This is a genomic window from Bradyrhizobium sp. sGM-13, from assembly GCF_018398875.1.
GTDB lineage: Bacteria > Pseudomonadota > Alphaproteobacteria > Rhizobiales > Xanthobacteraceae > Bradyrhizobium.
The window spans coordinates 453,687-464,400 of the sequence record NZ_JAGWDK010000002.1; the positions used below are offsets into that span (position 1 = coordinate 453,687).

Annotated in this window: 7 protein-coding genes and 4 pseudogenes; 5 read left to right on the forward strand and 6 right to left on the reverse strand. The window is 59.0% G+C overall.

Features of this window, described 5'->3' with window-relative positions; translation table 11 throughout:
- Window positions 1-87 precede the first annotated feature (87 nt).
- Window positions 88-918, reverse strand: a pseudogene (locus tag KJQ96_RS04535) (LysR substrate-binding domain-containing protein); the annotation flags it as partial.
- 165 nt (window positions 919-1,083) lie between these two features.
- Window positions 1,084-1,472 (reverse strand): annotated as a pseudogene (locus KJQ96_RS04540) (ABC transporter ATP-binding protein); the annotation flags it as partial.
- A gap of 682 nt (window positions 1,473-2,154) precedes the next feature.
- On the opposite strand from KJQ96_RS04540, the gene KJQ96_RS04545 reads away from it, so the two are divergent.
- Window positions 2,155-2,634 carry a metallophosphoesterase family protein gene (locus tag KJQ96_RS04545; RefSeq protein ID WP_213285488.1) on the forward strand — a complete coding sequence of 160 codons (480 nt, stop codon included), beginning with the start codon at window positions 2,155-2,157 and terminating at the stop codon, window positions 2,632-2,634.
- A 33-nt stretch (window positions 2,635-2,667) separates the two neighbouring features.
- On the opposite strand, the pseudogene KJQ96_RS04550 reads toward KJQ96_RS04545, so the two are convergent.
- Window positions 2,668-2,899: pseudogene (locus tag KJQ96_RS04550) on the reverse strand (ATP-binding protein); the annotation flags it as partial.
- 107 nt (window positions 2,900-3,006) lie between these two features.
- Here KJQ96_RS04550 and KJQ96_RS40090 point away from each other — a divergent pair.
- Genes KJQ96_RS40090 through KJQ96_RS04570 form a run of 4 tightly spaced genes read left to right on the forward strand, consistent with a single transcriptional unit; the run spans window position 3,007 to window position 7,124 of the window.
- Window positions 3,007-5,109, forward strand: coding sequence for a HigA family addiction module antitoxin (locus tag KJQ96_RS40090; protein ID WP_256441597.1), 2,103 nt, complete (start codon window positions 3,007-3,009; stop codon window positions 5,107-5,109).
- Window positions 5,087-5,875, forward strand: a complete 789-nt coding sequence (locus KJQ96_RS04560; RefSeq protein WP_213285489.1) for a hypothetical protein — start codon at window positions 5,087-5,089, stop codon at window positions 5,873-5,875. The genes KJQ96_RS40090 and KJQ96_RS04560 overlap by 23 nt, the downstream gene beginning before the upstream one ends.
- On the forward strand, window positions 5,872-6,633 hold the full coding sequence (locus KJQ96_RS04565) for a hypothetical protein (protein WP_213285490.1): 762 nt from the start codon (window positions 5,872-5,874) through the stop codon (window positions 6,631-6,633). Before KJQ96_RS04560 ends, KJQ96_RS04565 begins: the two co-directional genes overlap by 4 nt.
- A gap of 5 nt (window positions 6,634-6,638) precedes the next feature.
- Window positions 6,639-7,124 carry a hypothetical protein gene (locus KJQ96_RS04570; protein ID WP_213285491.1) on the forward strand — a complete coding sequence of 162 codons (486 nt, stop codon included), beginning with the start codon at window positions 6,639-6,641 and terminating at the stop codon, window positions 7,122-7,124.
- 820 nt (window positions 7,125-7,944) lie between these two features.
- Here the strand turns inward: KJQ96_RS04570 and KJQ96_RS04575 are convergent.
- The 3 genes and pseudogenes from KJQ96_RS04575 to KJQ96_RS40100 form a co-directional block, all read right to left on the reverse strand.
- Entirely contained in the window at window positions 7,945-8,976 is a 1,032-nt protein-coding gene (locus KJQ96_RS04575) for a TetR/AcrR family transcriptional regulator C-terminal domain-containing protein (protein WP_213285492.1), read from the reverse strand.
- Window positions 8,955-9,602: a TetR/AcrR family transcriptional regulator C-terminal domain-containing protein gene (locus KJQ96_RS41340; RefSeq protein WP_256441600.1), complete on the reverse strand. Its 648-nt coding sequence runs from the start codon at window positions 9,600-9,602 to the stop codon at window positions 8,955-8,957. The genes KJQ96_RS04575 and KJQ96_RS41340 overlap by 22 nt, the downstream gene beginning before the upstream one ends.
- Before the next feature lie 33 nt (window positions 9,603-9,635).
- Window positions 9,636-10,714: pseudogene (locus KJQ96_RS40100) on the reverse strand (MFS transporter); the annotation flags it as partial.

A 10,714-nucleotide genomic window follows, 5' to 3' on the forward strand; every position in this document is an offset into this window, starting at 1 on the left:
CCGGCTTTCGCTGCTGTCGTCTGCGGATAGCGGGAGCTCTTTGCCCAGCAGCAGCTCGTCATCGAGATTGAGGTAATGTGCGAGGTAGTCGTGCAGGGCGTTCGCAGCCTTGGACGTCGCCTTCGGCGATTTATAGAGCAGAAGATCGACCTTCGGCAGCGGCGGCAGGCCTTCATCAGCGCCTATTTCGCGCATGTTGCGAACCAGCGCCGAGCGGCCCAGCACGGTCACCGCCATGCCGGCAAAAGCCGCGGCCTGCAAGCCGCCGACGCTGTGGCTGACGCAGGCGATGCGCCATCTGAGCTTCGAGGCTTCCAGCCGTTCGATCGCATGGTCACGAAAAATGTTGCCCGGCGGAAGCAGCGCAAGCGGGATCGGCTTTTCATTATGCGCCGTGGATTGCTCGCCGGTCATCCAGATCAACTGCTCCTGACGTACCACCTGTCCGCCGGTAAAATCGTTCATGCGGGTGACCAGGGCGATATCGACTTCGCCGCGCTTCACACATCCGACCAGCGGGGTCGAAAGCGAGCAGTTCAGTTCGAGCTGCACACGCGGAAAGGCCTTGCGAAAGATCTTGAGGATCGACGGTAGCATGAAGGCCGCATAGAGATCGGGCGTGCCAAGCACAACGTGACCCTCGATGTCAGGCGAGGTGAGCTGCGACAGCAGTTCGTCGTGAAATCCGAGGATGGAGCGCGCGTAACTCAGAACCATCTCACCCTCGGCCGTCAGGAACAGCCGCCGGCCTTCATGAATGAAGATGGCCTTTCCGGTAAGTTCCTCAAGCCGTTGCAATTGAAGCGTAATTGCGGGTTGTGTACGGCCCAGCCGCCGTGCGGTCTCCGTGATGCTCCCGGTCTCGACGACCGACATCAGCGAACGCAGCATCCGTATGTCCAGATTGATCAGGTTCATTATCCCGCTCGCTCTCCAGCCAAGGCAGTTCCATGCAATTCTTGTGCTTGGGTGCGAAATGTGAATGACGCGCCGTGCCAATAAAATAGGCGCGCTGCACTTGGCAATCGGCGCTCCGTGCGCCGCGCTTTCGATCGCTGAACGGTTCTCTTTAGGAACTACTATTCAAAGTACGTCAGCCAAGGACTGCCCGTGCAGGTCAATATTGAGCCCCTGCAAACCCTGGTCACTGATTTCGCCCCCATGGCTTTCAGGCTTTCCTCACGAATCAACGACATCAGGCCGCGTCTCAGCGCAAGAAACTCCGACGACATCATCGTCGATTGCTGGCGAGGCCGCTCAAGTGGAATGGGAATTTCCGCCTTGATTGAGCCGGGCCGGGCCGTCATGCAGTAGACGCGGTCGGACAGGAAAATCGCCTCGTCGATGTCATGTGTCACAAACAGGACCGAGATTTTCAGCCGTTGCCACATGCTGGTAAGGATTTGCTGCATGATGACCCGTGTCTGCGCATCCAGGGCGCCGAAGGGCTCATCGAGCAGAAGGCGCGGAGGGAAAGTTCGACAAGTTCTTCAGCGAAGCTCCGGGTCCAGGAGGTTGATCCAATGCTTCACAACAGGGCGGCGTTTGGCGGACTATCAAAGCGCTGCTGAGCCGGCCACGCTGCCCTCCAAGAAGAAAGCAGGACTTCCGAAATAGTGGGTTACGCGCTGTAGCGGAGAAGTCCGATCGGATAGGGGTGTCGAAATCCGACTCACTCCTCATCGACACCGCTCTTTCGATTGCCGTTCCTCCATAATGACGTCAATGCGCAGCGATCCCGCGCAAATGCATCGGGCGTTCTGGGTCGATCGGGGGAGAATGGCGATGCCCTCTGCCAGCGACGTGAGGAGTTGGGCCTGGAGACTCCTTGTGGGGGGTACTGCCGCGGTCACGGACGGCCAGACGATCACGCGCGCGCCTGCCGACTATACTATTTTCGCGAAAATAGTATAGGGGGCGAGGAAGGTGATGGGGTAACCAATTGAAATCGCGAGATTATCTCTTCTCTGTGGCGCCCATGATGGATTGGACCGAGAAGTTCAAGTTTTTCAATCGATAAGAGTGCGGCGTGTGCACGACGTGTGCACCGAGAGATCAAGAAAGATCCAGCGACAGCCAAAGTCACCCGGCTCTCAGAAGTGGGGCGTAGTATGTGAGATCCAGTTAGTCGGACATGCCGTTCGGCGCGCATCGATGGATGCTACAGTGCTGCGGATTGGAATCGTCTCGGACACCCACGGGCTCCTGCGGCCCGAGGCTGAGCAAGGGCTTGCCGGGGTGGCGCATATTATCCACGCTGGCGATATTGGTCGTGCGGATGTTCTTGTCAGACTCCGTCGGATTGCGCCTGTCACTGCGATTAGAGGGAACATCGATACCGCCGACTGGGCGAAACCTTATCCTGACACTCAGGTGGTACAGCTCGGAGAGCGATCGTTCTATGTCTTGCACGACCTTCAGGAACTGCAGATTGATCCAGCAGTTTGCGGAATTGACGTGGTCGTTTCCGGCCACTCGCATCGACCGCGGATCCAAACGATCGACGATGTGCTGTATCTGAATCCTGGAAGTGCAGGGCCACGTCGTTTCAAGCTGCCCGTCACACTGGCTACTTTGGAGATAACCTCAAGCGGACTTCGACCGGTCATTCATGACCTCAGTCGCACCAAGTGAAGTGTCCGATGAAATGCGCGCTCGTCCGCTGCATCAGGTAGCCCAACTGCTGCAGCCTTGCACCACTGGCGTTTCCTCGGTATTTGGAGTCGCCCGGTGCAGTCGCCCAGGCCAGTTCGACTAGCGTCACGATCCGCCAACCGGCACCGTCAAGCTGGAAAACGATGAAGCCCTGCTCCTCGATGTAGGTCAAAAGACGCCGTGCGCGTCGCAGCGAATGCGAGCCATAGGCGCGCGCAATCGCTGCATCGCCCGGCAGGGGCCAGCTTTTTCCTTCGGCGCTTTGTATTGTGTAGCGCTACGCGCTACATTCCGCCCAATTGAGCGGCGTCGCTGCCGCCAGTTCCTGGGAACCCACCATGTCTGAATCGAATGGAGTTCCGCACCCCAACTCGCATCAAAACTGAGGTTATTCCGCCCGGAATGTCGGTCACGAAGGCCGCCCAGATCATGGGTGTAGGGCGTCCGGCTTTATCGAACCTGCTCAACGGCAACGCCGCGCTGTCCGCTGACATGGCAGCGCGGCTGGAGAAAGCATTCAAGAAATTCACCCGCAAAGAGCTTCTCGACATGCAGGCGGAATACGATGCCGCGCAGGCCAAGCAAAAGGATGCGCCGGCCGATGCCATCGCTTATGTGCCGCCGTTCCTGACGATCAAAGCCAACAACATTGAGGGCTGGGTTTCCCACAACATCCCCGCACGCAGCCGTCTCGCGGTTTTCTTGCGTACGCTGGTCCATTCCACCGGCAGGGGGATTACCAAGGTCGATTTCCCGGGCAATGACGACGCGCAACGGCCCGGCTGGGACGGTTTTGTGGAGGCGGGTGAGGGAACGCCATGGGTGCCCGCCGGGCGCTCAGGCTGGGAATTCGGCGTGAACGAAGATCCCAAGACGAAGGCCGAGGGCGATTTCGAGAAAAGCGTTAAGGCGCACGGCAAAAAAAAGCGGGCCGAGACGACGTTCGTGTTCGTCACACCGCGGCGCTGGCTCGGCAAGGCTACATGGGTATCGGCCAAGCAGGCAAAGAAGCTCTGGAAGGATGTTCGCGCGTACGATGCGAGCGATCTTGAGCAATGGCTCGAACAATCACTGTCCGGTCAGGCATGGTTTGCCAACGAAACGGAGATTCCAGCGCAGCATGTGCGCTCGCTCGATAAATGTTGGGCAGATTGGGCCGATGTCTCCAAGCCGCCGCTGACGGGTGCATTATTCGCGCCCGCCATCGAAGCGGCCAAGCGGGTCATGCTCGCACGTTTGTCCAAGCCATCCGAAGCCCCAATCATGATCGCGGCGGATTCGACCGAGGAAGCGCTCGCTTTCCTCGCGCAACTGCTCGGCGAACGCGGTGGCGAGGAACTGATATCGTACCGCGACCGCGTGCTGGTCTTCGACAAGGCCGGCGTCCTGCCGCGCCTGGCTGCGGGCGCGCAGAGCTTCATTCCGGTGGTATTTACGCGGGAGGTCGAGCGCGAACTCGGGCCTTATGCAACGTCGATGCATTCCATCGTCGTCTACCCGCGCAACGCCACGACCAAAGAACCAGACATCGTCTTGGAGCCCGTCAACTATGAGGCTTTCGACAAGGCCCTCGCAGAGATGGGCAAGGACCGCGACGACATTGCGCGCTTGTCGACCGCCACCGGCCGCTCCCTTACCGTGCTGCGACGCCAGCTTTCCACGGTGCCGGCGGTGCGCACGCCTGCATGGGCAGACAATCATGAGACAGCGGCAAGCCTCGTGCCGTTCTTGTTCGTTGGCGCCTGGAACAGCAAGAATGAAACCGACAAATTAGGGCTTTCGCTGCTGTCGAGGGGGCATACTTACGACGAACTGGAGAAAGAATGCCAAAGATTGGCGCAGTTGAATGACGCGCCGATCTGGTCAATCGGCAATTTCAGGGGCGTGATCTCGAAAATCGATTTGCTCTATGCCATCGCAGGCGAGATCACCACCGATGACTTGAATCGCTATTTCTCGATGGCACGCATGGTCCTGGGTGAAGATGACCCTGCGCTCGACCTGGACGAAGATCAGCGCTGGGCTGCGGCGATCCACGGCAAGACGCGAGAATTTTCATCGGCTTTCCGTGAAGGCATTTCAGAGACGTTGGTGCTTCTCACGGTGCACGGCAAGCATTCGTTCGCTGGCCGCCTTGGCATTGATACCGAGATTGAGGCGATCCGCGTCGTACGCGATCTGTTGCCGACCCCGTTAACCACACGCATTCTGGAGGCCAACGACCGCGATCTTCCGACCTATGCGGAAGCGGCCTCCGATGAGTTCCTCTCGATCCTAGAAAGGGACCTCAAGTCCAACGAACCGGCGGTGCTTGGTCTCTTACGTCCGATGGACAGCAGCGTCTTCGGGCGTCATCCGAGCCGCACCGGCCTATTGGGCTTTGGAAGGGCTTTCATGGAGCCGTGCAACGCTGCCGCGGGCGGCTTTCATTTTGGCCCAGCTTGCCCAAGTTGAGATCAACGACAACTGGGTCAACAAACCGACGAATTCCTTGGAGTCCATCTTTCGCGCATGGATGCCGCAGACAGCGGCCAATCACCAGCAGCGCGTGGACCTCATGAAAAGTCTGGCCAAGAAATTTCCTGATGTTGCATGGAAGATTTGCGTCGCTCAATTCGGCGTACATCACCAGATAGGGCATTACAGTCACAAGCCACGCTGGCGCCCCGACGGGTACGGATTCGGTGAAGCGCTCCCGACATGGGAGCCGATCATCAAGTTCATGCGCGAGATGCTTGAGATGGCACTGACGTGGAAAGACTATTCCCTCGATATGCTGTGCGATCTCGTGGAGCGGCTTCACGACCTTACCGATGAAGATCAGGCTCGCGTTTGGACGCTGATCGAGGTTTGGGCGAAGGGCAAGGCTACGGACGCAGAAAAAGCGGCAATGCGCGAGAAGATCCGTGTCACGACACTATCGCGCAGGGCGGCGGTACGCACGAAGGCGAAGAAGGAAGCGACGGGACTAGCCGCCGCAGGCAAGGCCGCCTATGCGGCGCTGGAGCCGAGTGATCTTCTGAACAAGCACCTTTGGCTATTCCGCGATGGCTGGGTCGAAGAATCCGCCGAAGAGATCGAGGACATTGATAAGATCGATTTCAACAAGCGCGAGGAGCGCATCAAGGAACAAAGAGTTGAGGCATTGCGTGAAATTTTGCGCAACGCGGCCTCGCTGGGATCGTGGAGCTTTCAGAGCGTGGAAAGGCATCTTGGGTGATCGGAGCGCTTGCGGCAAGTAAAGTCCTCAGCGAACAGGAACTCATAGAGTTGCTTCGGCTTGCACTCAACCCCATCCTCGCCGGCAAAGAGGCCGTTCATTCGTACAAGGATCTCATCGCAGGTGCCGTGCGGGTACTGCGGGACACGAGCAAGTGCGAACGGGTGCTTAAAGGCGTCACGGCGGGCCTGTCGGATGAGGCCACCGCGCGATTGCTTGTTCTTGCATCATTCGGCAAAAACACGTGGAATCTGGTGGACACGCTGAGCGAGCCAGCGCAGGCCAAATACTGGAACGAGGTTGCGCCGGAATGGATTCGCGATTCCGATAGCGAAAACAATGAAGCTGTTGAGCGCCTATTAAAGGCCGATCGCCCCCGGGCCGCCTTCTCCTGCATCCGGTACGAGCCACAGAAACTCGATGCGCAGGTCCTTTATCGTTTGCTGCTCGCCATGGCGCAGGGCGGCGGCGAGCCGCCCGGGCATTACATGCTGGAACACTACCATGTCGAAGCGGCCTTCAAGAGCCTGAACGGCAGCGCGGCACTGACTCTCGATCAAAAGGCGCGGTTAGAGTTCGCCTACATCGATACATTGGCCGGCGTTGGGAGCGAAGGAAAGATGCGTATGGCATCCCGAATCTGGAACGGTATATCGAAGCGCACCCCGAACAATTCGCTCAAGCGATCGCGTGGACTTACAAGCGCAACGACGGGGCTACCGATCCCCCCGAATTGCAGGTTTCGCCCGACCATGTGAAATCGATGGCCGAACGCAGCTACAAACTTTTGGACGCAGTGCACCGCCTTCCCGGGCACGATGAGCTTGGCGAACTGAAAGCAGAATACCTGGCGAAGTGGGTTGCGACTGTTCGCCGCCTCTGTGCAGAGCTGGGGCGCGCCAAGGTCGGCGATACCTCTATCGGCCGACTCTTGTCCGCCGCCCCCATCGGCAAGGACGGTGTGTGGCCATGCGAGCCAGCCCGCGATGTCATGGAGGATGTCCGATCCGAAGAGATAATCCATGGCGCTCATACCGGCGTGTATAATTTACCCGGTGTTCATTGGCGCGGCGAAGGCGGCGATCAGGAGCGCGATTTGGCAGAGAAGTATCGCAAATGGGGCGAGGCGCTCCAAGTTTCGCATCCCTTTGTGTCCTCAAAGCTCCTGATGGGGCTGGCTGCGACCTACGATCACGAAGCAAGCCGTGAGGACATGGCTGCTGGGATTAGGCGTCGCATGCGCCAATGACTTGGAGGGTTTCCGTGGATCGATGCAGGTGGAAAAAATGGAGATAGGCGACGATCCCAACTGGGGTGCTACTTTGCATGGGGTTGTTTTTCGATATTTTAGTTGGATCAGACGGGCAAGGTTATCAAAAGCATCATGTTGCATTGAACCGGCGTTGCGGGTAAGCAATTGAGATGGAATGGAAATTTTCCGTCGCGCCCATGATGGATTGGACCGGGACATCTCAAAAAGCGAAGCGCGATCAGCACTTAAGCACGGTCGTTGCCTGCCATGCTGTACCAAATGCTGTACCGTCCGACTGACGATTTCTCTTTAGCGAACAAAATTCTGCGTCAGCCGGCGTAGACGGCCACAGAGAGTAGTAGGCTGTCCGGAATCTGAGCGGTCGATCTCGCCCTGAACCTCACGATAAAGCTTGGAGGAGTGTTGGCGTGGGTTGGTACCGCTCCCTCGACTCGAACCCCAATACTGTGACGAGACCGAGCGTCGCGCGAATCTCGCTTGCGCTTAGCGTGCGCCAACCGAGCAACGCTTGAGTGGAACGCGACTAGAGGGCGACGTGCATGATGTGTGCACCGAGAGATCCAATAAAACTCGAGCAACATCCGGCATGCGGAGGCCGAACTGAGCATGCTGCGCTGTCACTGGAGGGTTGATGTTTCGGGAGGGGGAGCGCCTGAGCGACGGCCCGTGCTTGCTGAAATGGAAGCGAAGGCGTCAAGGTGGCCGGCGCGATGTACAATTTGGAGACGGATGCGGTGGAACTCGGCTCCGAAAGCGGGCCAAATGGAAAACCCGTCGGAGCATGTTCGATTACTTCTCATGCCGTTAATGCCGCTCGTGCAACGATTGGCGCCGTCTCGACAGGCGCGGCACCATCGAGAAAGGCTTTCACGGTGGTGCGAGCGCGCAAATCGATTTCGGAAAGCGTTGGTATGTCGCCGAGCTGAAGCACGGCCTCCAGATGGACGTTTCCGTGGAGCATCCCAAGGAACTGGCGGGCGCCGGCTTCGCAATCCGCAAGATCGATTTCGCCGGCCTGCTTCGCTTTTGCCAGAATTTTCGTAAGGACTGCGATGGCCGGCGTAGGGCCATGTTGCGCGTAGGCCCGCGTCGCATCGGGGTAGCGGTCCGCTTCGAGGATGGCTGTGTAGCAAACTTCCAGCAACGACGGCGTCATCATCGTCTCGAGAAGATTGCGTCCAATGATGATGAGCAGTTCCCTGAGTGGCAAAGAAAGTTGGTCGGCACCGACACTCAGTGCGTTGGACGAGTAATGGCTGACGACTTTGGTGAACTGGTCGACGAGAAGTTGCTGCACGTTCTCGCGCCGCGTTGATCTTTCGCGGAGTAGCTGCCGGTAGAGACCGTGCGGCGTCCATGTCCAGCTCGGTCGGCCCAGCAAGAACGCCGAGAGAACCGCGCAGTTAGACCAACCGCGAAGCTGGCTCGCTTTCCCCGGAACCGCTTCGCGGACGCGAAGAATATCGCCCGTCGCACCCCACCGGAGAAATCTGACGGCATCAGCCGGCGGCAGGATGGTCACCATCATTCGCGTCCACCACGGCTCCACAAGCAGCCAGCTCCCCGTGCTGATGGGTCGCATGGCAAAGACATGCTTATGCCTGTGATGGACGAAGCGATGCCACCATTGCCGTCGAAGGCCGGGCACGAAACAGACGATCCAGTCGGCGGGGTCGACTGTCACCAGGGATCCATTCTCGTCGATGCTGTTCGCCAGGTCCGCCGGGACGTCGCCGGCGACATTCAGTCTTGAAGGTTTCTCTCTCGGGCCAGACCGTCTTAACTGGGCAATATCATTAGCTGCGCTCATCGCTTCATGCTCGCACATCCATGAATGAAACTTTCGACCCTGGCTCTGACGCGGTCGGCGGCTGCGCCCTCCTGGCCTATTGCAGGAGTCAGCATCAGTGCCTGGTAGAGCGGTTCCCTCAGCAGTCCCAGCAATTGCTCAGCGTATAGCTGAGCGTCCGATATCGACAGGATCCCCCGCTCATTTGCTGCGGACAGAAACTCCCGCAGCTTGAATGTGACAATCGCTTGCCCCGCTTCGTGCACCCGCTTCTTGAGCGCAGGATTGCGTGCACCCTCGGTCATCATCATCCGAATGAACCCGACCAGGGTGGTCGAGTATTCCTTCCAGGCAACGCGTCCGAACGCGATGAGTGTTTCGCGTGCATCGTCTACGGTGCCGGGGCGCGCTCTCCTCACCAATGGCTGCGATATGAGGGAGGCTTTGTGTTCGGCGATCGCGACGATGAGATCGTCGACGCTCTCGAATGCCGATAAAATGTCTTCCTTCGAGTATCCGCTTCGATCCAAGATACTATCGAGGTCAGCGGGCGCGCCGCTCGAATTGGCGAGAGCCTCGCTGAACGCCAGCACGATCTCGGCGCGAGGGTCTGGCTTCGATACGGCATTGTCTTGTCGGGAAGGTTTCGGCGCGGGATGTGTCATGTATGGCTCCTCGGTCCGGGCTGACTGCGCCACGCGTATCTTCGCGTGCAGGGCGAACGCGATCTTGATGGTTACCAGCATGGGTGCAGCGACGACGAAAAGAAGGGCGACGGCAGCGAACGCGGTATCGAAAGCGATCACCGTGGATTGACCGGTGAGGGCTCGATCCAACAGACCCATCGCAGTCCGGCCGGCGGCCACGCTGTCCATCCCTCGTGACGCGAGCATGGCACTCATCGTCGCCAGCCGCTCGCTGACCGCGGGAAGGCCTGCGGTAACACTGGCGCCGAGCACCGTGGCATTGGCGGTGACATTGTGGTCGATCATGGTCTGGAGCCCGGCTACCCCCATGAGGCCACCGAGCTGGCGACCCGCATTGAAGAGGCCGATGCCGGATGCGCGGTTGCGGTTGTTGAGCTCGCTGAAGGCGATGAGAGTGATCGACAGGAAGAGGAAGCCAAGTCCAAATCCGCGTAGCAGGATGGCGGCCATCATGTCGTCGGCGCCACTTTCGCTGGTCGAGCCGGACAGCATCCACATCGCGGCCATGATCATCAGGATTCCGAACGGCACCGTGGCGATAGGGGGAGCGCCTCTGACCTGCATGAGAAAGGCAGCAATGAGGAGCGCGCCGACGAAAACCGCGCCGCTCGGCAACAGGAGCTGGCCGGCGTCGGTAGGCGTGAACGCGAGTACGGACACGGCAAATGACGGGATCAGATACGCGCTGCCGAACAAGGCGGCACCGGCGACGAAGCTGACGATGAAGGCGAAGGAAAAATCGCTCGACCGGAACAAGGTGAAATCCAGCAGGCCTTGGCTTTTGGCCATTACCTGTTGGCCGAGAAACGCCAGCAAAGCGGCTGCGCCGATCACGGTCAGCCACACGATGCGAGGCTCCTCGAACCAGCGCCATCGACTACCCTGATTGAGAACATAGGTGAGGCAGAGAAAGGTGACTGATATCAGCAGGAAGCCAGCCCAGTCGAACGGAAGGCGCGCAGCCGTAACGCCTCTCGGGCCCTTCGCGATCAACAGAAGTCCGATGGCGGCGAGGGCCACCGGAACAACGCCGAAGAAAATCCATGCCCACGACTGGCTGTCGATCAACC

What these genes read in the sequence shown, in the direction of transcription:
- KJQ96_RS04545 (WP_213285488.1), top strand. Translation starts at nt 2,155, where the DNA reads ATGGATGCTACAGTGCTGCGGATTGGAATCGTCTCGGACACCCACGGG.
- KJQ96_RS40090 (WP_256441597.1), top strand. Translation starts at nt 3,007, where the DNA reads ATGGAGTTCCGCACCCCAACTCGCATCAAAACTGAGGTTATTCCGCCC.
- KJQ96_RS04570 (WP_213285491.1), top strand. Translation starts at nt 6,639, where the DNA reads ATGGCCGAACGCAGCTACAAACTTTTGGACGCAGTGCACCGCCTTCCC.
- KJQ96_RS04575 (WP_213285492.1), bottom strand. Translation starts at nt 8,976, where the DNA reads ATGTGCGAGCATGAAGCGATGAGCGCAGCTAATGATATTGCCCAGTTA.
- KJQ96_RS41340 (WP_256441600.1), bottom strand. Translation starts at nt 9,602, where the DNA reads ATGACACATCCCGCGCCGAAACCTTCCCGACAAGACAATGCCGTATCG.